This window comes from Streptomyces sp. NPDC030183, assembly GCF_055573455.1.
In genome coordinates, this window is the sequence record NZ_JBVIBK010000014.1 from 41,946 (window position 1) to 66,776 (window position 24,831).

General features: G+C 71.3%; 25 protein-coding genes. 12 read left to right on the top strand and 13 right to left on the bottom strand.

The window, feature by feature from the left end:
* The first annotated feature begins 70 nt into the window (after positions 1-70).
* The 6 genes from ACZ4Z2_RS18360 (at position 71) to ACZ4Z2_RS18385 (ending at position 4,954) form a co-directional block, all read left to right on the top strand.
* The gene (locus tag ACZ4Z2_RS18360; RefSeq protein ID WP_468077170.1) at positions 71-634 is read left to right on the top strand and encodes an RNA polymerase sigma factor; all 564 of its coding nucleotides are present in this window, start codon (positions 71-73) and stop codon (positions 632-634) included.
* Complete coding sequence (locus tag ACZ4Z2_RS18365; protein ID WP_468077172.1) at positions 631-1,461, top strand: zf-HC2 domain-containing protein; 831 nt, start codon at positions 631-633, stop codon at positions 1,459-1,461. Before ACZ4Z2_RS18360 ends, ACZ4Z2_RS18365 begins: the two co-directional genes overlap by 4 nt.
* Complete coding sequence (locus ACZ4Z2_RS18370; protein WP_468077174.1) at positions 1,458-2,288, top strand: ABC transporter ATP-binding protein; 831 nt, start codon at positions 1,458-1,460, stop codon at positions 2,286-2,288. The genes ACZ4Z2_RS18365 and ACZ4Z2_RS18370 overlap by 4 nt, the downstream gene beginning before the upstream one ends.
* Positions 2,285-3,664 (top strand): hypothetical protein, encoded by a 1,380-nt coding sequence (locus tag ACZ4Z2_RS18375; protein ID WP_468077176.1) that lies wholly within the window; start codon positions 2,285-2,287, stop codon positions 3,662-3,664. The genes ACZ4Z2_RS18370 and ACZ4Z2_RS18375 overlap by 4 nt, the downstream gene beginning before the upstream one ends.
* Positions 3,661-4,233, top strand: a complete 573-nt coding sequence (locus ACZ4Z2_RS18380; protein WP_468077178.1) for a hypothetical protein — start codon at positions 3,661-3,663, stop codon at positions 4,231-4,233. Before ACZ4Z2_RS18375 ends, ACZ4Z2_RS18380 begins: the two co-directional genes overlap by 4 nt.
* A gap of 112 nt (positions 4,234-4,345) precedes the next feature.
* Positions 4,346-4,954 carry a tellurite resistance TerB family protein gene (locus tag ACZ4Z2_RS18385; RefSeq protein WP_468077180.1) on the top strand — a complete coding sequence of 203 codons (609 nt, stop codon included), beginning with the start codon at positions 4,346-4,348 and terminating at the stop codon, positions 4,952-4,954.
* A 77-nt stretch (positions 4,955-5,031) separates the two neighbouring features.
* On the opposite strand, the gene ACZ4Z2_RS18390 is transcribed toward ACZ4Z2_RS18385, so the two are convergent.
* The 7 genes from ACZ4Z2_RS18390 to ACZ4Z2_RS18420 form a co-directional block, all read right to left on the bottom strand.
* Positions 5,032-6,399, bottom strand: a complete 1,368-nt coding sequence (locus tag ACZ4Z2_RS18390) for a tryptophanase (protein ID WP_468077182.1) — start codon at positions 6,397-6,399, stop codon at positions 5,032-5,034.
* A gap of 30 nt (positions 6,400-6,429) precedes the next feature.
* Positions 6,430-7,602: a tryptophan dimethylallyltransferase family protein gene (locus ACZ4Z2_RS18395; RefSeq protein ID WP_468077184.1), complete on the bottom strand. Its 1,173-nt coding sequence runs from the start codon at positions 7,600-7,602 to the stop codon at positions 6,430-6,432.
* Positions 7,603-7,891: 289 nt separating this feature from the next.
* Positions 7,892-9,235: a cytochrome P450 gene (locus ACZ4Z2_RS18400; protein WP_468077186.1), complete on the bottom strand. Its 1,344-nt coding sequence runs from the start codon at positions 9,233-9,235 to the stop codon at positions 7,892-7,894.
* Between the two features lie 16 nt (positions 9,236-9,251).
* Positions 9,252-9,845: a GTP-binding protein gene (locus ACZ4Z2_RS18405; RefSeq protein WP_468077188.1), complete on the bottom strand. Its 594-nt coding sequence runs from the start codon at positions 9,843-9,845 to the stop codon at positions 9,252-9,254.
* Entirely contained in the window at positions 9,820-10,197 is a 378-nt protein-coding gene (locus ACZ4Z2_RS18410; RefSeq protein WP_468077190.1) for a DUF742 domain-containing protein, read from the bottom strand. Before ACZ4Z2_RS18410 ends, ACZ4Z2_RS18405 begins: the two co-directional genes overlap by 26 nt.
* Positions 10,194-10,595: a roadblock/LC7 domain-containing protein gene (locus ACZ4Z2_RS18415; RefSeq protein WP_468077192.1), complete on the bottom strand. Its 402-nt coding sequence runs from the start codon at positions 10,593-10,595 to the stop codon at positions 10,194-10,196. Before ACZ4Z2_RS18415 ends, ACZ4Z2_RS18410 begins: the two co-directional genes overlap by 4 nt.
* Positions 10,592-11,800 carry a sensor histidine kinase gene (locus ACZ4Z2_RS18420; protein WP_468077194.1) on the bottom strand — a complete coding sequence of 403 codons (1,209 nt, stop codon included), beginning with the start codon at positions 11,798-11,800 and terminating at the stop codon, positions 10,592-10,594. Before ACZ4Z2_RS18420 ends, ACZ4Z2_RS18415 begins: the two co-directional genes overlap by 4 nt.
* A gap of 766 nt (positions 11,801-12,566) precedes the next feature.
* On the opposite strand from ACZ4Z2_RS18420, the gene ACZ4Z2_RS18425 reads away from it, so the two are divergent.
* Positions 12,567-13,223 (top strand): maleylpyruvate isomerase N-terminal domain-containing protein, encoded by a 657-nt coding sequence (locus tag ACZ4Z2_RS18425; RefSeq protein ID WP_468077196.1) that lies wholly within the window; start codon positions 12,567-12,569, stop codon positions 13,221-13,223.
* Positions 13,224-13,509: 286 nt separating this feature from the next.
* On the opposite strand, the gene ACZ4Z2_RS18430 is transcribed toward ACZ4Z2_RS18425, so the two are convergent.
* A complete protein-coding gene (locus ACZ4Z2_RS18430) occupies positions 13,510-13,914 on the bottom strand; it encodes a DUF6415 family natural product biosynthesis protein (RefSeq protein ID WP_468077198.1) in 405 nt (134 codons plus the stop codon).
* A complete protein-coding gene (locus tag ACZ4Z2_RS18435; RefSeq protein WP_468077200.1) occupies positions 13,911-14,135 on the bottom strand; it encodes a hypothetical protein in 225 nt (74 codons plus the stop codon). Before ACZ4Z2_RS18435 ends, ACZ4Z2_RS18430 begins: the two co-directional genes overlap by 4 nt.
* A 355-nt stretch (positions 14,136-14,490) precedes the next feature.
* Between ACZ4Z2_RS18435 and ACZ4Z2_RS18440 the strand changes: the two genes are divergently transcribed.
* Positions 14,491-15,543, top strand: coding sequence for a helix-turn-helix domain-containing protein (locus ACZ4Z2_RS18440; protein ID WP_468077202.1), 1,053 nt, complete (start codon positions 14,491-14,493; stop codon positions 15,541-15,543).
* A gap of 13 nt (positions 15,544-15,556) precedes the next feature.
* Entirely contained in the window at positions 15,557-16,138 is a 582-nt protein-coding gene (locus ACZ4Z2_RS18445; protein WP_468077459.1) for an HD domain-containing protein, read from the top strand.
* 71 nt (positions 16,139-16,209) lie between these two features.
* On the opposite strand, the gene ACZ4Z2_RS18450 is transcribed toward ACZ4Z2_RS18445, so the two are convergent.
* Complete coding sequence (locus ACZ4Z2_RS18450; protein ID WP_468077204.1) at positions 16,210-18,255, bottom strand: RICIN domain-containing protein; 2,046 nt, start codon at positions 18,253-18,255, stop codon at positions 16,210-16,212.
* A 360-nt stretch (positions 18,256-18,615) separates the two neighbouring features.
* Between ACZ4Z2_RS18450 and ACZ4Z2_RS18455 the strand changes: the two genes are divergently transcribed.
* Both ACZ4Z2_RS18455 and ACZ4Z2_RS18460 read left to right on the top strand, forming a co-directional pair.
* Complete coding sequence (locus tag ACZ4Z2_RS18455; RefSeq protein WP_468077206.1) at positions 18,616-19,605, top strand: LacI family DNA-binding transcriptional regulator; 990 nt, start codon at positions 18,616-18,618, stop codon at positions 19,603-19,605.
* Between the two features lie 215 nt (positions 19,606-19,820).
* On the top strand, positions 19,821-20,438 hold the full coding sequence (locus ACZ4Z2_RS18460) for a DUF2637 domain-containing protein (protein WP_468077208.1): 618 nt from the start codon (positions 19,821-19,823) through the stop codon (positions 20,436-20,438).
* A 71-nt stretch (positions 20,439-20,509) separates the two neighbouring features.
* Here the strand turns inward: ACZ4Z2_RS18460 and ACZ4Z2_RS18465 are convergent, their stop codons facing one another.
* Together ACZ4Z2_RS18465 and ACZ4Z2_RS18470 are read right to left on the bottom strand one after the other, a co-directional pair.
* Complete coding sequence (locus tag ACZ4Z2_RS18465; RefSeq protein WP_468077210.1) at positions 20,510-22,903, bottom strand: ATP-binding cassette domain-containing protein; 2,394 nt, start codon at positions 22,901-22,903, stop codon at positions 20,510-20,512.
* 177 nt (positions 22,904-23,080) lie between these two features.
* Complete coding sequence (locus tag ACZ4Z2_RS18470; protein ID WP_468077212.1) at positions 23,081-23,491, bottom strand: VOC family protein; 411 nt, start codon at positions 23,489-23,491, stop codon at positions 23,081-23,083.
* A gap of 184 nt (positions 23,492-23,675) precedes the next feature.
* Here ACZ4Z2_RS18470 and ACZ4Z2_RS18475 point away from each other — a divergent pair, with 184 nt between their 5' ends.
* Positions 23,676-24,089: a VOC family protein gene (locus tag ACZ4Z2_RS18475; protein ID WP_468077214.1), complete on the top strand. Its 414-nt coding sequence runs from the start codon at positions 23,676-23,678 to the stop codon at positions 24,087-24,089.
* A gap of 63 nt (positions 24,090-24,152) precedes the next feature.
* Here the strand turns inward: ACZ4Z2_RS18475 and ACZ4Z2_RS18480 are convergent, their stop codons facing one another.
* A complete protein-coding gene (locus ACZ4Z2_RS18480; RefSeq protein WP_468077216.1) occupies positions 24,153-24,626 on the bottom strand; it encodes a carboxymuconolactone decarboxylase family protein in 474 nt (157 codons plus the stop codon).
* Positions 24,627-24,831 lie beyond the last annotated feature (205 nt).

A 24,831-nucleotide genomic window follows, 5' to 3' on the forward strand; every position in this document is an offset into this window, starting at 1 on the left:
GCCGCTCGCGTGTGTGACGGGGATCACTCCGCAGGGAAAACCCGTCGCCGGGGGCGGGCGTCTGAGGGGTGTGAGATCAGTCAGGAAGGCACGGGGCGGCGAGCCGGACGAGGAACGTCTCGTGCGGCTGGTGGCCCGTGGTGATCGCGCGGCGTTCGAGGAGCTGTACCGCCGTACCGCGCCGTGGCTCGCGGTACGGCTGCGGCGGCGCTGCGCGGACGAGCAGATCGTCGCCGAGGTCATGCAGGAGACGTATCTGGCGGTGTGGCGCGCGGCGGGCGCGTTCGCCGGGTCGGCGGTCGGCGGCACCGCCGTCGGCTGGCTGTGGACGATCGCGGCGCGCCGCCTCGTCGACGCGTTCCGGCGCCGGGCCCACCACGCGCAGCCGCCGCCGACCGCCGCCCTCCCCCACGCGGCGCCCGCCGCCGAGGAGGAGGCGCTCGCGGCCACCGTCGGCGGCGACGTCGGGGACGCGCTGCGGCTCCTCGCCCCGGAGCTGCGACAGGTACTGCAGGCGATGGTGCTCGACGGGCTGTCCGTCCGGGAGACCGCCGTCCTGCTCGGGCTGCCCGAGGGCACCGTCAAGACCCGGGCCCGCCGGGCCCGGATCGCGATGCGGAAGGCACTGGCATGAGCGTGGAACACGCGTCGGCGCGGATCATCGAGTCCTACGCGCACGGCGGCACCGGCCTCGCCGCCGACGAGGTGTGGGCCGTGGAGGCCCACCTGGAGGCGTGCCCGGTCTGCCGGAACCGGTTGTCCGCCGCCGTCGGCGCCGGGGTGCCCGCGGTGGCGTCCCTGGTCGACACGGTGTGGTCCGGCCTCGAACCGCGGGTGGCGGTCACCGCCGCGATGCCCCGCCGCCGGCGTCGGCCGGCGTGGCTGTCCCGGTGGGCCACACCCGCGATGGTGCCGTGGCTCGCCATGGTCGTGGCCGTGACCCTCGCGGCCCTGCTGCTCGACCGTCTCGCGGGCGGCCCCGGCCCCGGGTCCGGTGAGGTGAACCCGGTGCTGGTGCTCGCCCCGGTGCTGCCCGTGCTCGGTGTCGCCGCGTCCTGGGCACGCGGCCTGGACCCCGCCTGGGAGCTGACCGCCTCGGTTCCCCGGGCCGGGCTCCAGCTGGTGCTGCGGCGGACCGTGTCCGTGCTCGCGGTGGTGGTGCCCGCGCTGCTGGTGGGCGGCTGGGCGACCGGGGTGATGGTGGCCCAGTGGCTGCTGCCCTGTCTGGCCTTCACCTCGGCGACCCTGGCGCTCGGCGGTGTCGTCGGCGTGACCCGCGCCGCCGTCTCGCTGGTGGCGGTGTGGGCCGCCGTGATCGTGGCGCCGACCCTCGCCGACGGCCGTACGGCGGCCGCGCTGCGGACGGACGGACTGCCCGTGTGGGGACTGATCCTCGCCCTCGGCCTCGGAGTCGTGATCGCCCGCAGGGGCGCGTACTCGGTGCTGGGAGCCCATCGATGACCATCGGAAAGGACCATCGCATGTCCACGGTGAGCGCGGCCGACATCGCGCCGACGGCCTACGCCTGGGAGATCCGGGCCGACGGGCTGAAGGTCAGAGCCGGAAGGAGACGCATGGCCGTCGACGGGCTCGACCTGTCCCTCGGCACCGGCGTCCACGGCCTCCTGGGGCCCAACGGCGCGGGCAAGACCACCCTGATCCGGGCGCTGGCGACGGTGCTGCGCCCCGCCGGGGGCACCCTGGAGCTGCTCGGCGAGTCCGTCGGCGGCCGGGGCGAGCACCGCGCGCTGCGCCGCAGAATCGGTTACCTGCCGCAGGAGTTCGGCTACTACAAGCGCTTCACGGTCCGCGAGTTCGTCGAGTACATGGCGTGGCTGAAGGAGGTGCCCAAGGCGGACATCCCGGCCGCGGTGCAGCGCGCCGTGGAACGGGTGGGGCTCGCCGACCGCGCCGACGAGCGGATGAAGGCGCTGTCGGGCGGCATGGTGCGCCGGGCCGGTATCGCCCAGGCCATCGTCAACGACCCGACGCTCCTGCTCCTCGACGAGCCCACGGCCGGTCTGGACCCGGCGCAGCGCGTGCGGTTCCGGCAGCTGCTGCAGGAGCTGGGCACGGACACCTGTGTCGTCGTCTCCACGCATCTGGTGGAGGACGTCGCCGCCGCCTGCACGGACGTGGTGCTGTTCGCGGAGGGCCGGCTGGTCTTCCAGGGCACCCCCGACGAGCTGGCCGCCGCGGGCACCCCCGACCAGGTGGGCGACAGCCCGCTTGAGCGCGGCTACACGGCGCTGCTCCAGGGCACCGCCGGGGAGAGGGGCAGCTGGTGAACGCCCGTGTCCTGCGCACCGAGCTGAAGCGGTCCGTGGCCCCGTGGGCCGGCGCCGTGACCTTGGTGACCGCGCTGGGGTTCCTGTACCTGCTGAGCGGGCCGTGGTGGAAGGGCACCGCGCTGTGGACGGCCCAGTGGACGTCCATGGCCATGTGGACCCGCACGCTGCTGATCTTCCTGTGGCCGCTGGCCGTGGCCCTCGGGGCGCTCCAGGGGCTGCGCGACCCCCGTTCGAGGATGGCGGAGTTGCTGGCGAGCACTCCGCGGCCCGCCCGGCACCGCGCCGGGATGACGGCGGGCGTGACCGCGCTCGCCCTGGCCCTGGCCTTCGGGCTGTTCGTCCTCCAGGGCGCGTTCCAGGTCCTCGGCCAGGCCCGGTACCACCACCTGGGCTGGCTGCCGATCTCGCTGGTCGGGGGGTTCGCGCTGGTCGCGGGGGCCGTACTGGGCATGGGGATCGCGCGGGCCCTGCCGTCGGCGCTCACCCCGCCCGCGCTGGCCGTGGCCGCGTTCCTGTTCACCGGTTTCGTACGGCAGTGGTCGGACACGGCGGTGCCGTCGTCCAACATGCCGAACCGGCTGGTGCTGCTGTCGCCGACGGTGGCGGACGTACGGGAGATCCTGCTGACCCTCTCCGCCCGGGCGCACCTTGGCCAGACGGTGTGGCTGCTCGGGATGGCCCTGACGGGCTTCGCGCTGCTGGTCGCCGTGACCCCGCGCACCCGGTTGTTCGCCCTGGCCCCGCTGGTCGCCGGCGCGCTGATCGCCCTGGCCGTGCTGCCCTCCGACCCGCGCCGGACGTATGTCGTCGACGAGGCGGCGGCCGCCCAGGTGTGCGACGGGCCGGTGTGTGTGGCCCGCGTCCACGAGGCACGTCTGGAGGGGCTCGCGGGCCCGGGCCGCAAGGCGCTCGGCCTGCTGCACGACGCCCTCGGCGACCGGGCACCCACGACCATCCGGGAGACCACCACCCCTCGCGGGCTCATCGAGCGGCCCCAGCGGTCCCGTACGGCCGTGCTCGTCGACTTCGACGACGACGCCTTCACCCGCGCCGGGGGCGAGGACCTGACCCGGGCGCTGGTCGCCCAGGGCATCGCGCCGCCGTGCTTCGCGCGCAGCCAGCAGGAGAGCGGCACGCTGGGCGAGACCGCCGCGCAGAGCGTCGTGGCGGGCTGGGTGCTGGGCAGGCTGGAGCCGATCCGCGGCACCGTGCACCCCGCGGAGGAGCAGCTCGCCACGGCCCGCCCGGTGCTCCGGGAGCTGGAGGGGCTGCGCTGGTCCGAGCAGGTCGCGCGGATCAGGGCGGCGCACGCCGCCGCGGTCTCCTGCGAGGGCGACGCGCTGACGGTGCTGGACGGCGGTGCGTCCGGGTGAGGTGGCTGACGCTGTACGCGCGGTCCCGTCAGGTGCCCGCCTCGCTCGCGGCGCTGCTGACCGGCACGGTGGCGGTGTGGGCGCTCACCGGGAGCGGCGACGGGCGGGGCGCTCCCCTGCTGCCGGTGCTCGCGCTCGCCGCCGGGGCGACGGCCGCCTCCGTCGGGCTCGCCGGGCAGGACCCGGCGCTGGACCGGACGGCCGCGATCCGCTGGAGGCTCCGGCGGGCCGCGCACGTCCTGCTGATCGGCACGATCGTCTGCGCGGTGCCGCTGGCCCTGGGAGTGCTCGGCGAGGACCTGGCGACCGCCGGGTTCCTCGTCCGGGACGCGGCAGGGCTGACGGGGCTGGTCGCCGTCGGGGCGGCACTGTTCGGGGCACGGTACGCGTGGACGCCGCCGATCGCCTGGCTGTCCTTCTCGGTCGTCGCCCCGCCTGCCGAGAGCGTGCCCGGGCAGGTGGCCTCCTGGCTGCTGCTTCCCCCCGGCACCACCGCCGCCACCTGGACGGCCCTGGTCCTCGCCGCCCTCGGCACCGCGGTCTACGCGCTCGCGGGGCCGAGGCGGTGAACCGCCCGGCGACGGGCCCAGGAACTTCACGGGGTGCGGCAGCCGTTGGCAGGGTGACGCGTGGAACGTGCGCGGACGCTGGACGACATGGGCTGAAGCCGAGGTGGCACGGATGGCGATGTGGGATCGGATCAAGGACCAGGCCAAGGGGCTGCAGCAGCAGGCACAGTCACGGGGCCTCGGCGCACCGGGCCAGGGGCACGGCCAAGGGCACGGCCACGCCCCGGGCCAGGCGTACGGGCAGGGCCACGGGCACGGCCGGCCGGGCGGGTCCGGCGGTTCGAAGGCCCAGCTGGTCAGCGCCCTCAAGTCCCAGCTGACATCGCTGAAGACGGAGCTGAAGAGCGGTGCCTACCGTGACGCGAGCATGGCCATGTGTGCCCTGGTCGCCGCCGCCGACGGCACGGTGGACCCGGCCGAGCGGCAGCACGTGGAGTCGCTGATCCTGAACAACGACGTGCTGCAGAACTTCCCGGCGGACCAGCTGCGGCAGCGGTTCAACCAGCATGTGGACCAGCTGTCGTTCAACTTCCAGCAGGGCAAGGCGGCCGTTCTCCAGGAGATCGCCAAGGCGGCGAAGAAGCCGCAGGAGGCCCGTGCGGTCGTCCAGACCGGCTTCGTCGTCGCGGGCGCCGACGGGTACATCGCGCCGGCCGAGGAGCAGGTCCTGCGCGAGGCGTGCGGTGTGCTCGGGCTGCCCACGCAGGAGTTCGGGCTCTGACGGTCCGCCCGTCACGCCTCTGCGTACGGCAACCCCGAGTCGTCGACCCGGGGTTGCCGTAGGACCGGGCCCGTCCGTCAGCCGGTCACCGGCCGCAGCTTCGCGCGGAAGTGCCGCAGGATCGGGGACTGCTCCACGATCCGGAAGCCGTGCACCGAACCGGCGTCCTTGGCGATCTTCTCCAGGGTCCGGCCGACGTGGTCGTAGTGGCTGCGGGTGTACACGCGGCGCGGCAGCGCCAGCCGCACCAGCTCGTACGGCGCGCTCTTGACGGGGTTGCCGTCCTCGTCCTCCTCGCCGAGGTAGAGCGACCCGAGCTCCGCCGAACGGATCCCGCCTTCGAGGTAGAGGCGGCAGGCGAGGGCGTGGCCCGGATAGTTGTGCGGCGGTATGTGGGGCAGCAACCGCCCGGCGTTGAGGTAGAGGGCGTGCAGGCCCGGCGGTTCGAGGATGTCGACGCCCGCCGCGCGGACCCGTCCGGCGAGATGGGCGGCTACCTCGGCACGCTCGGCGAGATAGCTGGGCTCGGTCACCTCCAGCAGGCCCACGGCCATCATGTCGAGGTCGCGGCCGGCGAGTCCGCCGTAGGTGGCGAAGCCCTCGGTGGCGATGAGGAGCCGTTCGCACTTCTCGGCGAGCACCGGGTCGTTCAGGCCGATGAAGCCGCCGATGTGGACGATGGCGTCCTTCTTGGCGCTCATCACACAGCCGTCGGCGAGGCGGAACGCCTCCTCGGCGACCTGGCGCGGGGTGCGGCCGGCGTAGGCGGCCTCGTGGCGGGTCACCAGCCAGGCGTTCTCGGCGAACCGGGCGGCGTCCAGGATCATGGGGACGCCGTGGCGGCGGGAGAGTTCGGCGGTGGCCTTGAGGTTCTCCATGGAGACGGGCTGCCCGCCGCCGCCGTTGTTGGTGATCGTCATGACGACCACGCGCACCCGGGAGGCGTCCGGCCCCTCCAGCCAGGTCCGCAGCGCGTCGAGGTCGATGTTGCCCTTGAACGGCTGCTCGCTGTCGAGGTCCTTTGCCTCCGGGCACGGCAGGTCGTGCGCCTCGCACCCGGAGAGTTCGACGTTGGCGCGGGTGGTGTCGAAGTGGGTGTTGGCCAGCACGACACCGCCCGGTTCGAGGAGCGTCGAGAACAGGATGCGTTCGGCGGCGCGCCCCTGGTGGGCGGGGAGGATGTGCCGGAAGCCGGTCAGCTCCGTCACCGTCTCGTGGAAGCGGTAGAAGGAGCGCGAGCCGGCGTAGGACTCGTCGCCCTCCATGCCGGCGGCGAGCTGGGCGGCGGAGATCGCGCCGGTGCCCGAGTCGCTGAGCAGATCGATGGTCACCTCGTCGGCCCGCAGGTCGAACAGGTTGTAGTCGACCCGTTTCAGCGCCTCCTCGCGCTGCTCACGTGTGGTGAGGGCGAGCGGCTCGACGACTTTGATGCGGTAGGGCTCCACTGTGGTCTGTGCTCCTGTTGCTCTGTGGGCTCAACTGATGGCTGATGTGCCGGGGACCGGCTCGCGCGCGGTGCCGGGAGACGCCCGTTGCAGGGGCGGCGGGGACGCCGGCGGCAGGACCTCGTACGCCTCCGAGGAGACGTACGTCGTCACGCGGGGCGGCCTGCCCTGTTCATGGGCCAGTGCCACGTACGCGATGAGGCCCCGCCCGTCCCTCGGCGGGCGCGGGGTGACGGCGGTCAGCGCCCGTTCGAGTACGGCGGGGTCGATGCCGTGGCGGGCGAGGACGGCCGTGGCCCGGTCGAGCGCCACCCCGTCGTGCGGCACATAGGACCGGATCGGGACGTGCAGGGTGAAGCCGGTGGGCCCGCCCGTCGTCCGGGTGAAGGAGTGGCAGGTCAGCACGGGCCGCCGGTCGAACCGCGCCTCGGGGCCCGGTGTCCCGTCGTCGTAGCCGCCCGTCTGCCGGAGGAAACCTTCCAGCACCTCGGCGTCGGGGCCGGGGCTCATCCGGGACAGCCCGCCCGCGTCGGTCGCGGTCAGCTCGCGATGGGTGACGTACACCTTCACGCGGGGCGCTGCCCAGTCGCCGAGGTCGAGGGCGAGGAAGGGGTAGCCGTCACCGGGCGGCAGCGTGTCGAAGGCCGCCCGGTGGCCGAGTCTGTCCAGCGCCTCCCGTACGGTCCCGGCGGCCCGGTCCGCGCCCCGTGCCGCCGGGTTCAGATACACCTTGACCTTGGGGACACCGCCGGGGCGCAGCTCCAGCGCGATCCACAGGGCCAGTGGTCCCTGGGGGTCGTCCGGGAGGAACAGGTCCTCCAGCAGGTCGAGTTGCCCGGTGGCGAAGCCCCAGCGCCGTGCCATCGACCGGACGACCGCCAGCCCGGCCCGGCCGTTCTCCCGCAGGTTCTCCGCGCCGCTGCCCGGTTCCAGCAGCACCCGCAGGGACGGGGGTCCGTCCGGGAGGAACGACAGCGAGAACTCCACCGGTGTGGAGTCGTCGGAGAGGAACGTCCAGGCGGGGGGCGGCAGGTCAAGGGGTCGTTCGGCCACCCCGGCCAGCGCGTCGGTCAGAACCCGCGCGTAGCTCTCGGCGTCGGCCTCGTCGATCCCCGACACCTGGCACAACCGCAGCAACTGGCCCGTCACGAGCCCGCCGAGCGTCTCCGTCGTCCGCGTCAGCGCGGATCCGGGCCCGCTCACGACCGTCCCCCCGGGGTCCGGGGGGACACAGAAAGATACCCGCCGACCTGGGCGGGTATCTCGTCATGCCGTAACCGACGGCCGGTCACGCCCCCGGGGGAGCCTTCGGTCCCCCGGGGGTCGTGCCGTCGGGAGCGGTGGTGTGCGGCGGAAGGTCGAGCAGCGGCGTCGTCGGAAACGTTGTCCACGACACCTCCCTTGTTTCGTTAGTCACCACGAATGCCGCCGCGTTACTACCCCTTAGGTTGAATCTTCATGCAGTGTCGGGAAGTTGCTCCTGTTGCGTGCATCACCCCTTCAACCAGGACAGGAAGGAACTCCAGACACCCGCCCGCTCCGCCTTCCGGCCGGTGGTCGTGTGGTGGTCGACCCGGGCGGTCTCCTGCGCGCGCGGCGGCGCGGGCCGGTGCACGACCTGCGGGGTGAAGCGGCAGGGCAGCACGGCGAGTGCCCGGTGGAACGGGCCCGGCCGCCAGGTCAGGCTGTCCTCGGGCACCGCCAGCTCGATGTCGTGCAGCCGGTTCAGCAGGTTCTCGATGGCCGTCATGGTGACCAGCCGGGCGAGGTCCTTGGACGGGCAGGCGTGCGGGCCCGCGCTCCACGCGAGGTGGGCGCGCCGGCCACCGGTCCGCCGGGCCGCCGCCAGCGCCGGGTCGGTGTTGGCGGCGGTGATGCTGACCAGCACCAGGTCGCCGGCCCGCATCTTCGTCCCGGCGAACTCCAGGTCGGAGGCCGGGTAGTGCGGCGCGTAGTTCGCCATGGGCGGGTTCTCCCACAGCGTGTCGTCGATGGCCTCCTCGATGAGGCCGCCGTCGGCGTACCGGTCGTGGGTGAGCAGCCGGTGCAGGGTGTTGCCGATGAGGTTGCGCAGCGGCTCCGCGCCCGCGCCGAGCAGCAGGATCAGCTGGTGGACGAGTTCCTCGTCGCTCAGCCGCGCCTCGTGCCGCATCAGGTGCGAGGTGACGTCGTCGGCGGGCCTGGCCCGCTTCAGCGCCACCAGCTCGCCGACGGCCTGGCCCAGCACCATGTTGGCCTTCTCGGCGTTGACGCCCTCGAAGACACCGGAGATCCCGAAGACGACCCGGTCGCCGACGTCCGCCGGGCAGCCGAACAGCTCGTTGAACACGAGCAGCGGCAACTGCTTGACGTAGTCGTTCATCAGGTCGACCGAGCCGCGCGAGGCGACCTGGGCTATCAGGTAGTCGGAGGCGCGCTTGGTCATCTCCGTCAGCTGCCGGGAGTCCACCCGGGCCAGGCTGTCGGTGATCGCCTGACGCAGCCGGGCGTGCTCGGCGCCGTCGGTGAACATGGCGTTGGGCCGGTAGCCCAGCATCGGCACGACGGGGTTGTCCGGGCCGATCCTGCCCTCGGCGACGTCCCGCCAGCGCCGGGCGTCCTTGCGGAAGTTGCTCGAGTCCTGGAGCAGGTGGAGCGCCGTCGCGTGGTCGGTGACGAGGGTCGCGTCCACACCGGGCGCGATCTCGACCGGCGCGGTCGCCCCGAAGTGCCGCAGGTACGCGTAGTACGCCTGGGGGTCGGCGGCGTACTCGTTGGTGTACAGCGGCACCGGCAGTCCGCTGCCGTGGGCGGGGCACCCGGGTGGCGGAACGGGGGAATGGGGTTCGGGGGTCATGTCTTTCGTCTTGCTCCTAACGGGCGCGGTCCATCAAGTAGCGGACGAGCGTGATCAGCGCTTCGGCGGACGATCTCTCGTCGCGCGCGTCGCAGGTGACGACGGGGGTGTCGTCGAGCAGATCGAGCGCCTCGCGCAGCGCCCTCTCGTCCCGCAGGGGTGAACCGTCGAAGTGGTTGACGGCGATCGCGTAGTCGAGCCCGTACTGCTCGATCAGGTCGATCACCGCGAAGGAGTCCGCCAGCCGCTCGGGGTCGACCAGCACCAGCGCGCCGAGCGCGCCGCGTGCCATGTCCTCCCACATCTGCACGAAGCGCTGCTGTCCGGGGGTACCGAACAGGTACAGCACGACGCGTTCGCTGACGGTCAGCCGGCCGAAGTCCATGGCGACCGTGGTGGTGGTCTTGCCCTGGACCCCCTTGAGGTCGTCGATGGCCTCGCCCGCGCGGGTCATCGTCTCCTCGGTGGACAGCGGCGAGATCTCGGAGATCGACCCGATGAACGTGGTCTTGCCCACCGCGAAGTGCCCGACCACCAGGATCTTCACGGCGGTCTGGGTCTCCCCGCCACGGACGTACGCCCGCTCATCCAAACTTGGCCCGGAGACCATTCAGCACCTCCTCGAGGATCTGCAGGTTGGCCACGGGGGCCCGCTGCTCGGGCGGGCGGGTGACGAGGTAGCCGCCTTCGGAGAGGGCGGCGAGCAGGATCTTCACCACGCCCACCGGGAGCTGCATGTGCCCCGCGATCTCGGCGACGGAGAGATAGCCGCCGACGCACATCCGCAGCACCTCCTGCTCCTCCGGGGAGAGGCGGGCGGGCCGCTGCTGGTGGTCGGCCGCCGCCGTGACCAGCGTGATCAGCGAGAACTGACCCTCGCCGGGCAGATGGCGGCCGCCCGTGATGACGTACGGCCGCACTAACTCGGCGGCCTCGTGCTCCTGCTTGTCGGAATCGCTCATGGCCGTACCACGCTGCTCTCGCGAGGCGGAGCAGTCAGAACCTTGCCCAACTGCCCGACAAGCTGCTGCATCCGGAAGGTGATGTCCGCCATGTCGACGTCGGAGGACGCGGACACGGCGAGGTAGGCGCCGGCGCCGGCGGAGATCAGGAAGATCCAGCCGCCGTCGAACTCGACCAGGGTCTGCTGCCAGCGCAGATCGGTCCCGTCACAGAAGAACGCCAGCGAGCGGCTCAGCGACTGCAGACCGCTCATGGCGGCGGCGGCCTTGTCCGCGTCGTCCTTGCTCACGTCCTTGGAGCGGGCCCGCTGGAGCCCGTCGGCGGAGATGAGCACGGCGTGCAGAGCCCCGGGGATCTCCAGGGCGCTGTCCAGCATCCAGGAAAGATCGTTGTTCATGAGACCTCGTGCCCTTCACTGCTCGCGTCACCGGTGCCGCTCGGCCGCTCGCCGTCCGGATGCGTGGCGCGACCCTTGTCCGTGCCCTGCTTGAAGGCGGCCATGATCGCCGCCGTGTCCTCACTGCGCCGCCTCGGGGCGGGCGGGGCCGTCGGACCGCTGTTGGAGACGAGCGCCATGGGCCGCTTGCGCCGGCGCCGGGGCAGACCGTCGTCGGTGGTCGGCAGGGGCAGCGAGGGCTCGGGGCCGGTCTCGTGCGCCACGGCGACCGTGTCGACGACCGGCGCCCGCTCCCGGGTCTCCTGAACGACCACGACGGGCTCCTGCGGCTCCTGCGGGGTCGGCATGTCGGTGAGCAGCTCGTCGGGCAGCAGCACGACGGCCCGCACACCGCCGTACGGCGACGTGGAGTCCACGGAGACCGTGAAGCCGAACCGCTCGCAGAGCACACCGATCACGGCGAAGCCGAACTGCGGCGGGTTGCCGAGCCCGGACACACCGGAGGCGCGCTCGCTCGTCAGGAGCTTCTCGGCCCTGGCCTTCTCCTCCTCGTTCATACCGACACCGGCGTCGTCGACGACGATGCAGACGCCCTTGGGGACGGTACGGACGTTGATCTCCACCACGGTGTCGGGGCTGGAGTAGCTGGTCGCGTTGTCGAGGAGCTCGGCGAGCGCGAGAGCCACCGGCTCCACGGCGCGGCTGGTGACCCCGAAGTCCACCTTCGACAGGATCTGCACACGCTGGAAGTGGCGGATCCTGCCCTGGGCGCTGCGGACCACGTCGTAGACCGACGCCACGTCGCGGTGGCGGCCGAGCCAGCCCTCGCAGAGCACGGCGATGGACTGGGCGCGGCGACCGAACTGCGCGTTCATGTGGTCGATCTCCAGGAGGTCCTGGAGCATGACGGAATCGCCGTACTTGCGCTGCAGTCCCGAGATGATGCGCTGCTGTTCGGCGGCGAGACCCTGGAGTGTCCTCATCGCGGACTTCAGGGCCGTGCGCGTTTCCGCCTCGGCCTCCTGCTGCGCCTCTCGGACGGACTGGGAGTAATGAGTCTCCAACTCACGGTAGTGATTCTTGAGCCCTGCGATCTCCTGTCGTAACCCCCGGGCCGCCCGTCGCTGGCGAACAACGAGGGCGGCTGCGAGAAGGGTTAGGACAAGAAGAACCCAAAGCACCGGATTCTGTATGTATGGCGTCATGAGACCCTCTTCAGGCGGCTGAAGGCCAGCTACTGAATTCCCGTCAATTCGCGCAGACCGGAGGTCGCCCGTACCAGGGTCGCCGCCCAGGCTGCCCCCTTGGCGAGAGGTGCCGCTTTTGCACCTATCCGTCCGTTCAGCAAGTGCGGTGATCGTATCACCGCATTGAGTCATGACGAGACGTCAAGATGCGGAATCCTTATGAAACTTCAACGACAACCGGAAGTGACTGGCCCTGCGCGATTCGTGGTTGAGGAACCACCGTGCGCATCCATACTGCCGGACCGGCATTTCCCCACCGCCACGGGGTTCCGATCCCACGTCTCGCACCGAATTGGTCGCACGCCCTCCGAAGAGCCCGCGCCACAGGAACCGCCCCACGGGTCCCGCTGCGCGGGGACGACGGAGGCGTAAACGGAAGCGGATGCCGCGGCGGCTCGGGGCCCGACGGGGAGGGGGGAGGGGGCTCCCGGCGCTCTCCCTGCCGCCCCGGGCGCGTGCGGCGCTCATGGTGGTCCTGTCGCTTTCGGCGTTGTGCGCCATACGATCACGCCGGCGACGGGCGGCAGCCCGCTCCAGGTGCCGGTAAGAGTGGCCCCCGGCGGTCCGGCCCGTCGTGCCGCGCCGCCGTCACGGGGCCTCGGTGACGCGACGGCTACGGGGGCGGGGGCGGCGTCTTGGTCACCGGATCGGCGGTGTTGGGGTGTTGGGGGTCGGGGTGTCGGGGAAGCCGGCACGGGGGGCCGGGTTCGCGTAGCGTGTTTGGGTGGATCTCTTCTCGCGTTCCTGGGCGGCGCTGCGTGCGGTGGTCGCCGATCTGCCCGACGACGCCTTCGGGCGACCGTCCGGTTGCGCGGGCTGGCTCGTCCGGGACCTGGTCTGCCACCTGGTCATCGACGCGCAGGACGTGCTGATCACCCTGGTGACCCCGTCGGACGCCGAGCCGACCGCCGACGCGGTGACCTACTGGACCGTGACGGACGAACCCCCGTCCGGCGACGACCCGTTGGACGCGCTGATCGTCCGGCTGGCCGGGGCCTACGAGGAGCCGCACCTGCTCAAGTTCCACCTCGACGACGTCGGCTCCGCGGCGGGCCGCGCGGCGGGACTCGCCGACCCCGGCCTCCGGGTGAGCACCCAGGACAAGGTGCTCACCGCCGGCGACTACCTCACCGCGTACGTCCTGGAGTGGACCCTGCACCACCTGGACCTGACGGCCCACCTGCCCGGCACCCCGGGCCCGTCCGCCGAGGCCCTGGCCCACTCCCGCGCGATGCTGGAGCGGATCACCGGCGCCTCGTTCCCGGCGTCGTTCACGGACACGGACGCGCTGCTGGTGGGGACGGGACGGCGGAGCCCGACAGGGGCGGAGCCGGCGCAACTGGGGCCGCTGGGCGCGCGGTTGCCCTTCGTGATCGGCTGACGGGTCTCTGGGGTCACCGTGCCGACGCCCGGCACCCAGGCATCTGGGCGCAGCTGGAGGGAGACCTCGGCCGGGTCCAGCCCCGGTCACGGACGAGCAGGGTCGCCGTGGGGGAGGACGGCCTGCTCGACGCCGATGGCGGCGCGGTCGTGCTGGGCAAGGCCGGCGCGGGAGAGCGCTTCCAGACCGACCCGTTCGCCGGGGCTCAAGAACACCAACCAGTCGTGTCGCCTCGGAAGGGAGAACATCGTGAGGCGCTCTGGGCTCCCTGGGCCGCGGTGCCCGCTCACGGCTTGGGCTGTAGGGCGTCGCAGGATGTGGCCACTGGGCTGAGGGCGTCCAGAATCTCCAGGTGCCCGCAGAGGCGGCGTACCGAGCCGGCCAGTTTCCCTACGACCGATCTACGGACGAGCCGCGTGTCCCCCGGCCCCAGCCGGAGCGTCGCGTGGGCCACGTAGACGCATGCCTCACCGCGGGCCCGCGGGATGTTGCCGACAGGGAGGCGGGCGACCGCCGCCTCGACGAGTGGGATGAGCACCCGGATGTGGCCCCGCAGCTGAATACCCAGTGTCTCCAGCTCGTGGTCAGAGAGGCTGCCGCATGCCTCGGTGACGAGTCGGTGCGCCGCTGCCAGCATGGTGCCGATGTCCGGCGGTAGCGCCTGGAACTCGGCCTCCGTGATGACCCTCATGAGCGCCGCTTGCGTGACCTCGCGTTGGCCACCCTCACGCCGGCGCTCAGGCGCTCGTCGCGCGTGGCCGGACGGAGAGCTTCCGGGCGCGCGTCCCACTCGCGACCGCCACCCACCGGGCGCAGCTGCACGTACGGCCCTTCCCTGCCCATGACCTCGCCGACCCTGGCGCTGCCGGTGTCCATGACCGTCTCACCCACGGCCCACTCGGAGGTCTCCATGGTCGCCCTCCCCTCGTGCGGGGCCGGCGGGCCGGCGACGAGGTAGTCCCCGACCATGGGCGGTTCCGGCGGCTGGGCCTGGCGTCGGGCTCTTTGCAGGCGGGCTCCGGCAAGGAGGGCGGTTCCCGCTTCGGGCGAGGCATGCGCGCTCGTCGGCTTCCGGGCATCCATCTGTGCACCGTCCCTATACGCTCAGTTCCGAGGTGACTACTCAGACGCTAGGAGGCCCCTGGCGTGGTCTGAAGCGACTGTGAGTACAGGTGAGTTGCCGCGACGCGCGGGGATTGGGGCGCAGATGCCTTCGAATCCAGGACCAGCCCTGACCGGTGGTCAGGGTTCACCCTCCCGTCCCCGGATGGGGGTCGTTTCGGGCTACGTCTTCCGGTTGATACGGGAGCAGTTGGGCGAGACCCAGGAGACCGTTGCCGCGCGCATGCGAGTGTCGGTCGACACGATCGCGGGGTGGGAGTCGGGACGCCGCCCGCTCACCTCCGTGCCCGTCGGTCAGATGCTCGTGCATCGTCACCGCCTCATGCAGATGGGTACCGCGCCGACACTTGTGCAGGCCCTTGAGCGCGCGATGGAGGCGGACGTCCTCCTGGCCAGTGCACTCGATGACCAGGCGCCCGCCGAGGAGAGCCCTCTGGGTGCCTGGGTCATGCAGCGGGACCTGGTCGAGGTGCTCGCGTGGCCGCTCAACGGGGTCCCGCCTCAGCCGGTCCGGGACCTCCCTGCCCCACCGCGGCCCCGACGAGGCCCCGCGCCCTGCGCCCCCGAGTTGTCGGCCACGGACCGTCGCCGCTTCTTCGCACGCATGCGTGACACCGCCGAGAAGGCTCGGAAGCCGCACCAGTTTCTGATGCGCCGCCAGGCCCTCTATCTGTCGGGCTACGACCGTCAGGCCGACAGCTCGGAGTGGCTCGCCCACCAGCAGAACACGGAGCGGCCGACCGACTGGCTCACCGGCTGGCTCAACTCGCGCTCCCTGGCGGCAGTCGCGGCGCGACACGGGGATCGCGACCGTATGGCCTGGTTCATCGACACCGCGCTCACCGATGACGCCGGCGAGTCCGCGAACCTCAACTACTGGGCGTACTGGATGGGGGAATCGCCGCACCTCGAACTCTCGGACGACTTCATCGGGGATCGCACACCCGGCGCGTGGGCGGGGGACAGACTTCTCATGCACCTCGCAAAGGGTTTGGCTCCTCAGCACGGTTACGTCGACCTCAACATTCACACCGTGTGGTCGCTCCTCCAGGTCCGGCCCCACCTGCTGCGATCCGGTGCGGCATCACGCGCGCTTCGGGGACGTCTGCCGGTCATGTTGGATAGCGGGGAGCTGTCGGCGCGCGGGCGCCGGGAGCTGGAGAGCATCCGGTACGCGATCCGCCTCGCCGAGGCGTGAGAGGAGTCCGATGGTGGCCGAGGACCTGACCGCGGTGGCGCGCTTCCTGTACGAGGCGGGGACGTTGAAGCAGACCAAGCGCACGGGCTGGTGGATGGCCGGTGTGCGGGACCCCGAGTCGGTGGCCGAGCACTCCTGGCGAACGTCCCTCATCGCGACGGTCATCGCGAAGCTGGAGGGCGCCGACCCCGCACGGGCCGCGTTCCTCGCCGTGTGGCACGACTCCCAGGAAACGCGTACCGGCGACGTGAACCACCTCGGGAAGAAGTACGCCTCAGAGGCGGACCCCGAGGCCGTGACCGCCGACCAGGTCGACGGCATGCCGCAGTCCCTCGCGTCGACCGTACGGGACCTGGTCGCCGAGTACGAGGCGAAGGAGTCAGCCGAGGCGATCTGCGCCCGTGACGCCGACAAGCTGGAGTGCATGCTGCAGGGCATCGAGTACAAGGCCCAGGGGTACGAGCTGGCGCAGCGCTGGATCGACAACAGCCGTGGGCGCCTGGTCACGAAGACAGCGAACGAACTGGCGGATCAGCTCTTGAGCACGGGGCCGCTCGACTGGCTGCGCACGGTCCTGGGTGAACAGCCTCGCTGACCTCTCGGCGCACGGGGAAACCCCAGGTCCACGACCTGGGGTTTCCTCGGGGCCGCCGGGGGCCCTGGGTGTCAGCCCGGCAGGTCGTTCAGCCACCAGCGCTGGTTGAGGCCCGAGTTGGGCCACCAGACGCCCACGGAGGCGCCGTCGCTCGTGGACTGGCCGTTGACGTCGGCGAGTTGGCCGGTCGCCGCGTTGAGCAGGGTCCAGGAGCCGTCACCGGTGGTGGAGAGGATCCACTGCGCCGCCGCGTCCCGCGTGCCCTCGTCGGCCTCGGCCGTCAGGTTGCCGCCGCGGATCGCCAGGCGCTTGCCCGCGGCCGCGTTGGTGATCGCGTACCGCGTCCGGTTGCTCGTCGCGCCGCTGCCGATCCGGTCCACGGTCCACTGCTGGGCCTTGGCGCCCGGGTCGACGTTCTTGATGACGAGGCCCTTGCCGTCGCCCGCGACCGCGAGGTTCTTGCCGCTCTGCACACCGGTCAGGGTGTACGTCTCGTCGTCACGCAGCTCCGCCCGGTCCTTCGCCACCCCGGAGACGCCGTTGACCAGGAAGGACGTCACGGACTGGGCGGGCACGGTGATCGTGGCCTTCTTGCCCTTGACCCGGACCGCCTTCTTCTTCACCAGCTTGCCGGCGGCGTCCGTCACCACGGGGGTGACCGTCGCACCGGAGGCGACCTTGCCGAACCTCGACAGATCCAGCGTCACCGCGTGCGACTCGGTGGCGCTGTTGACGTGGACGACCGTCGCCTTGTCGCCCTTCTTCGCGACCGCCGCCGTGCTGGAGGTGTCGTTCGTCTTGATCAGACGGTCGCCCGGCTTGATGTAGTGCGTGAAGTTGCGGGCGGTGTCGAACTTGGTGTTCGTGTAGATCGGGCAGGTCTTCAGGGTGTCCGTGGACTTGCAGGCGAACGAGAGCTGGATGGAGCCCCAGTTGCCGCCCTTCGCGGACTCGCCGCCGGGCTTCATGTTGTCGTAGTCCTCGACCGGCTGCCAGAAGACCCACGCCTTCGGCTCCAGTTCGCGCAGGTCGTCGACCATGCGCTGGGCCAGGCCCAGGCCGGGGCGCATGTCGGTGAAGCTCTGCCCGTCGCCCCAGTCGCCCTCGACCTCGCTCATCCACAGCGGCTTGTCGGCGGCCTTGGCGAGGTCGCGGACGGTGGTGCGCTGGCTGGTGCCGTAGGTGTGGACGTTCATCTGGCCGACGAGGTCGCGGACCTCCTGCGGGTAGGAGCTCCAGTTCGTGGCGAACTTACCGGGGTTGGTCTCGTCCATGGCGGAGATCTCCGCCTTCGTACGGGACTTGTCCAGGACCGGGCCGAGGGCGCGCAGCACCTTCTGCTGGAGCTCGGGGCCCATGTGGGCGCCCTCCTGACGGCCGCCCGTGGGCTGCCCGTCCTCACCGAGCTTGGTGCCCCAGTAGTCGGTGTTCGGCTCGTTGAACGGGTCGAGCGTGTCGACCTTGATGCCGTGCGCCTTCTCCAGCCGCTCGGTGGCGCCGACCAGGTACTTGGCGAAGTCCTCGACCGACTCCTCCTTCAGCTGGTCCTTCGAGGAGTCGAAGCCGCCGGAGACATAGCCGCTGACCGTCATGAACCACGGCGGGGAGTTGCTGAACGCCTCCCAGTGCGTGATGTCCTTCTTGATCCGGTCCACCCACCAGCGCTGCGTGGCGTCGGCCTTGTTGTTCCAGTCGGCCGGGTCGTCGGCGTTCCACCAGTCGACGTCCTCACGGGTGGTGCCCGCCGGGGCCTTCCACCAGCCCTCGACCGCGCCGCCGGCCCGCAGGTAGTCCTTGACGTCGGGGGCGTTGCCGCCGCCGATGTTGTAGCGGGCGATGTTGAGGTTGAGGCCCTGGTCGCCGAAGAGCAGCTGCGCGAGCTTCTCGCGGATCTTCGGGGGGTAGTCGCCGGTGGCGTTGGCGAACCACACCAGGCTGGTGCCCCAGCCCTCGAAACTGTCGCCCTTGTACGAGGGGTCCGGCCGGACGGTGACCGACGCGGCGGCCGGTTCGGCGTGCGCCAACGGCAAGGAGGTGGTGGCCATGACGGTCCCGGTCGCCAGGGCCGTCACGCCGATGGCCCCGAGGAGCCGTCGCGTGCGGGTGCGGTGTGCCATCTCGAGTAACTCCACTCTTCCACGTGCCGCGCGTCCCGGCGCGACACGAGAGATCGGGGCCCGCTGGTGCGGTTCAGTGCTGTTCCGGTGCGGTTCGCGGTGCTCTCGTAAGGTTCATGACAGGTCATGTTTACGTAAACATTCCTCGGCGCGATGTCTACACTGTCCGAATCTCGGCGGTCAAGGGATGCGTTCCGGACCAGCGGTATCGCCGAGCGGCGCGCGGACGGGAGCCTGGGGGACAAGGTGGACACAGCTGACCGGGAGAGCGCGGCCGTGCCGGGCCGTGGGAACGGGACGGGGGCGGGGCCCGCGCCCCGCTCGCGGGGGCGTGGCGCCCGGCCCCGGCAGGGCCCCTCCATGGGTGACGTCGCCCGGCTCGCGGGCGTCTCCGCGCAGACGGTGTCCCGGGTGTCCAACGGGTTCGCCGGCGTCACCGAGGAGACCCGCCGGCAGGTGCTGGACGCGATGCGGGAGCTGGACTACCGGCCCAACAGTGCCGCCCGGGCCCTGCGGCGCGGGGAGTTCCGCACCCTCGGCGTGATCACCTTCTCCCTCTCCACGCTCGGCAACATCCGCACCCTCGACGCGATCGCCACGTCCGCCGCGCGCGAGGGGTACGCCGTCACACTGCTCCCGGTCGCCGTGCCCACGCAGGACGAGGTGAACGGCGCCTTCTCCCGGCTCGGTGAACTCGCCGTGGACGCGGTGATCGTCATCATGGAGACCCATCTGCTCGACGCGGCGACCGTGTCGCTGCCGCCCGGCATCCCCGTCGTGGTGGCCGACTCCGACGCCGGCGACCGCTACACCGTCGTCGACACCGACCAGGCGGGCGGGGCGCGGGACGCCGTACGGCATCTGCTGGACCTCGGACACGGGACCGTGTGGCACCTCGCGGGACCGGAGGACTCCTTCGCGGCGCAGCGCCGGGCGAACGCGTGGCGGGACACCCTCGCCGAGGCGGGCCTGGAGCCGCCGCCCCCGGTGCGCGGCGACTGGTCGGCGGAGTCCGGCTACCGGGCGGGGCTGCTGCTCGCCGAACGGCCCGACTGCACGGCGGTGTTCGCCGCGAACGACCAGATGGCGCTGGGGCTGCTGCGGGCCCTGCACGAGCGCGGGCGGAAGGTGCCGGAGGAGGTCAGCGTCGTCGGGTTCGACGACATCCCCGAGTCGGCGTCGTTCCTGCCGCCCCTGACCACCATCCACCAGGACTTCGCCGAGGTGGGGCGGCTGTGCGTCGAGGGCGTGCTCGCCCGGATGCGACGGCCCACCCCCGATCCCGGCACCACACTCGTCCCGACCCGGCTCGTGTCCCGACGCAGCACGGCTCCGCCGCCGGGGCGCTGACGGAACAGGCCCCTGACCCACGCCGGGGCCCTGACGGAGTTCGGGGCCGGCCGAAAGCACCGCGAATTACTGAGTTCAACTGATTCTTCAACCAAGTATCCGGAATTCCACGACGCCGATAATCCCAGCAGACTTTTATTCCCCTGAATGTCGGATGCCTTGCCCCGGATGCCGGTCGTTGAAGATGCGTGACTTGGCAGGATGCGTACGGCGCTATGGAGACACAGCACATCTGGCTCCCGGACCCGAGGACTCCGTCCGACGACTGGGAGCGCGACGAGGAGCCGCCCCAGGGGTCGGTGCCGGTGACCATGCCGGTGTCGATGCCGATGCAGGTGCCGCCCCCGGGCCGGCCCGTCAGCAGACGGAGACCGCGGCCGGGGGCGCACGTCTTTTCCGGAAACCCGAGAAGCATCACGGTCGCTTTTCTGGTTTTCACCATCACGGTGTGCGCGGCGACGATGCTGTTGTGGTCGCTCTCCTATTCGTACAACCAGTTACACGGCATCGCCCTGCTGGTGGTCTCGGAAAGATTCGCGCAATGGTGGCCGCTGACGGTGTACGGGCCGTGGCTGGTCGCGGGGCTGTCCATCCTGCGGGCGGCGGTGCAGCACCGGACCGCCCGGCGGTCCTGGGCCGTGATGCTGCTCGCGTCGGGCACGGCCGTGGCGCTGTGCATCGGGCAGACCCCGGGGTCGGTGCTCGCGATGGTCGTGGTGGGGATCCCGCCGGTCACCGCGCTGGTCTGCTTCCGTGAACTGGTCGGGCAGTTCTCCTCCCGGTACGGGCCGCGGCACGCCGCCGACACCGTCGCCGGACCCAAGCAGCCGTGACGAAAAACCCCAGGTCGTGGACCTGGGGTTTCGTCGTGTTCCGGGGTCTTCGGCGCCCGTGACCGGCCGGGTCAGGCGCCCACGTACGCGGCGAGGTGCTCGCCGGTGAGGGTGGAGCGCGCGGCGACCAGGTCGGCGGGGGTGCCCTCGAAGACGACACGGCCGCCGTCGTGTCCGGCGCCGGGACCGAGGTCGATGATCCAGTCGGCGTGGGCCATGACCGCCTGGTGGTGCTCGATGACGATCACGGACTTCCCGGAGTCGACCAGCCGGTCCAGCAGGCCCAGCAACTGCTCGACGTCGGCGAGGTGCAGACCGGTGGTCGGCTCGTCGAGGACGTAGACGCCGCCCTTGTCGGCCATGTGGACGGCCAGCTTCAGGCGCTGCCGCTCGCCGCCGGAGAGCGTGGTGAGCGGCTGGCCCAGGGTGAGGTACCCGAGGCCGACGTCCGCCATCCGGCGCAGGATGCGGTGGGCGGCCGGGGTGTGGGCCTCTCCGCCGCCGAAGAACTCCTCGGCCTCGCTCACCGGCATCGCCAGCACCTCGCTGATGTCGCGGCCGCCGAAGCGGTACTCCAGCACCGACGCGTCGAACCGCTTGCCCTCGCAGTCCTCGCAGGGCGTGGCGACGCTCTGCATGATCGCGAGGTCGGTGTAGATGACGCCGGCGCCGTTGCAGGTGGGGCAGGCGCCCTCGGAGTTGGCGCTGAACAGGGCGGGCTTGACGCCGTTGGCCTTGGCGAACGCCTTGCGGATCGGGTCGAGCAGCCCGGTGTAGGTGGCCGGGTTGCTGCGGCGGGAGCCGCGGATCGGGGTCTGGTCGACAAAGACCACGCCCTCGGGGGCCGGGATGGAGCCGTGGATCAGCGAGCTCTTGCCCGAGCCGGCGACCCCGGTGACGACGCAGAGCACACCGAGCGGGACGTCCACGTCGACGTCCTGGAGGTTGTTCGCCGAGGCTCCGCGGATCTGGAGGTGCCCGGTGGCCCCGCGGACGGTGTCCTTCAGTTTCGCCCGGTCGTCGAGGTGGCGGCCGGTGACGGTGCCACTGCCCCGCAGCCCCTCGACGGTGCCCTCGAAGCAGACGGTGCCGCCCGCCGTGCCGGCGCCGGGGCCGAGGTCGACGACGTGGTCGGCGATGGCGATGGTCTCCGGCTTGTGCTCCACGACGAGCACCGTGTTGCCCTTGTCGCGCAGCCTCAGCAGCAGGTTGTTCATGCGCTCGATGTCATGCGGGTGCAGCCCGACGGTGGGCTCGTCGAAGACGTAGGTGACGTCGGTGAGCGAGGAGCCGAGGTGGCGGATCATCTTCGTGCGCTGGGCCTCGCCACCGGAGAGCGTGCCCGAGGACCGGTCGAGGGAGAGATAGCCGAGGCCGATCTCCACGAACGAGTCGAGGGTGTGCTGGAGCTTGGCGAGCAGCGGCGCCACCGACGGCTCGTCCAGAGAGCGGACCCACTCGGCGAGGTCGCGGATCTCCATCGCGCAGGCGTCGGCGATGTTGAGCTTCCCGATCCGCGAGGAGCGGGCCAGTTCGCTGAGCCGGGTGCCGTCGCACTCGGGGCACCGGGCGAAGGTGACCGCCCGGTCCACGAAGGCCCGGATGTGGGGCTGCATCGACTCCCGGTCCTTGGACAGGAACGACTTCTGCAGCTTCGGGATCAGCCCCTCGTAGGTGAGGTTGACTCCGTTGATCTTCACCTTGGTCGGCTCGCGGTACAGGAAGTCGTACCGCTCCTTCTTGGTGTACTCGCGGATCGGCTTCTCCTTGTCGAAGAAGCCGGACTCCGTGATGACCCGGACGACCCAGCCGTCCCCGGTGTAGGTGGGGATGGTGAACGGGTCCTCGGAGAGCGACTTGGAGTCGTCGAAGAGCTGGGTGAGGTCGATGTCGGAGACGGTGCCCCGGCCCTCGCAGTGCGTGCACATGCCGCCGGTGCGGCTGAAGGTGACCTTCTCGGTCTTGGTCTTGTCCGCGCCCCGGTCGATCGTCATGCCTCCGCTCGCCGAGACGGAGGCGACGTTGAAGGAGTACGCGGCGGGCGGGCCGATGTGCGGGTCGCCGAGCCGGCTGAAGAGGATGCGGAGCATCGCGCTGGCGTCGGTGGCGGTGCCGACGGTGGAGCGGGGGTCGGAGCCCATCCGCTGCTGGTCCACGGTGATCGCCGTGGTCAGACCGTCGAGCACGTCGACCTCGGGGCGGGCCAGATTGGGCATGAAGCCCTGGAGGAAGGCGCTGTACGTCTCGTTGATCAGCCGCTGCGACTCGGCGGCGATCGTGTCGAAGACCAGGGAGCTCTTGCCCGATCCGGAGACACCGGTGAACACCGTCAGCCGGCGCTTCGGGATTTCGATGCTGACGTCCTTGAGGTTGTTCTCCCGGGCGCCGTGCACACGGATCAGATCGTGGCTGTCCGCCGCGTGCGGCTCGGGCGACCGCGGGTCCGTCCTCTTGACCGTGCTCATCGTGTCTCCATCTGTTGCGCGATGTGGTGCGCGATCGGGTGTGTCGTGGGAGGGCGAGGCAGCCGGCCGGTGGGGCGGCCGACGGGGCGGCGGCCGGCCGACGAGCCGGCCGTGGAGGGCAGCCGTGCTCGATCTAACCAGGCCACGGGCGGTGCGTCCGGTGGTTTTGCGGACGGCTCAGCGGAGCTCGTTGATCCGGATCAGGTTGCCCGAGGGGTCGCGGAAGGCGCAGTCGCGTATGCCGTACGGCTGCTCGGTCGGCTTCTGGACGACCTCGGCGCCGCTCGCCCGCACCCGTTCGAAGGTGTCGTCGAGGTCGGGGGTGGCCAGGGTGAGGCGGGCGTAGCTGCCCTTCTCCATCAGCTCGGTGATGGTGCGGCGCTCGTCCTCGGTGAGCGAGGGGTCGGCGGCCGGCGGCTCCAGGACGATCGACGTGCCGGGCCGGCCGGGCGGGCCGACGGTGATCCACCGCATGGCCTCGTAGCCGACGTCGTTGCGCACCTCGAAGCCGAGGGTGTCCCGGTAGAAGGCCAGTGTGGCCTCCGGGTCGGTGTGCGGGAGGAAGGTCCAGTGAATGGTGAGGTCCATGCCCGCAACGCTAGGCGCGGGCCCCGCCGGACCGCTTCTCGAATCCTGCCCGGTTGCGCCGCGCGCGGGTCGCCACGGGGGCGTCCGGTGCCGGTGAGGGGCGGTGCCCCGGTGTCCGGGTGCCGTTGTCAGTGGGCGGGTCTAGTCTCCGGACGACCGACCTTTGCTGCGATCAGGAGGTTCCATGGCCTCGCGACTCAACCCGTATCTCCACTTCGGCGGGGACGCCCGGCAGGCGCTGGAGTTCTACCAGGAGGTGTTCGGCGGCGAGCTGGTGCTCAACACCTACGGCTCGTTCGGGCAGGGCGAGGGCCCCCAGGCCGACATGATCATGCACGGCATGCTGGAGACGCCGAGCGGCTTCACCCTGATGGGCGCGGACTCCCCGACCGGCGCCGACAGCGCCCCCGTCTTCACCTACTCCGTGAGTGTCACCGGCGACGACGACGCCGAGCTGCGCGGCTACTGGGAGAAGCTCTCCGACGGCGGCCAGGTGACGGCTCCCCTCGACAAGCAGGTGTGGGGCGATGTCTTCGGGATGTGCACGGACCGCTTCGGCGTCCCCTGGATGATCAACATCAGCGAGCCGCGGGGCTGAGCGTGCGGGCCCCGGGCTCGCCGTGCGTCGCCGGTCGCCGGTCGGCACCGGTGCCGGGTGGGCTCAGCCGAACATGCCCGGCTGGTAGTCGCCCGCGGGCTGCCGGACGAGCACATTGACGCGGTTGTACGCGTTGATCAGGGCGATCAGGCCCACCAGCGCGGCGAGCTGGTCCTCGTCGTAGTGCTTGGCGGCGTTCTCCCACACCTCGTCGGGGACGCCGCCGGCCGCGTCGGCGATCCGGGTGCCTTCCTCGGCCAGTTCCAGGGCGGCGCGTTCGGCCTCGGTGAACACCGTCGCCTCGCGCCAGGCCGCCACGAGGTGGAGGCGCTGCGCGCTCTCCCCCGCGTGCGCGGCGTCCTTGGTGTGCATGTCGGTGCAGAAACCGCAGCCGTTGATCTGGCTGGCCCGGATCTTCACCAGCTCCTGCGTCGCGTGCGGCAGCGTCGAGTCCGCCAGGACCTTGCCCGCCGAGTTGATGTGCTTGAAGACCTTGCCGGCCAGCGGGTTGGCGAGGAGGTTCAGTCGGGCTTCCATCGTCTTCTCCTGGGTCGTCGTGGTGGTGACACCTGAACGACGGGACGGCCCGGCGAGACGTGACACGACCCCGAGTGACGCCCGTCACAACAGGGGCGGGGGGGGGGGGGGGGGGGGGGGGGGGGGGGTGTTGGTGGGGGGGGGGGGGGGGGGTGGTTTTTTTTATGTCCCTTTTTTTTTTTTTTCCCACCACAGGAAAAAGAGA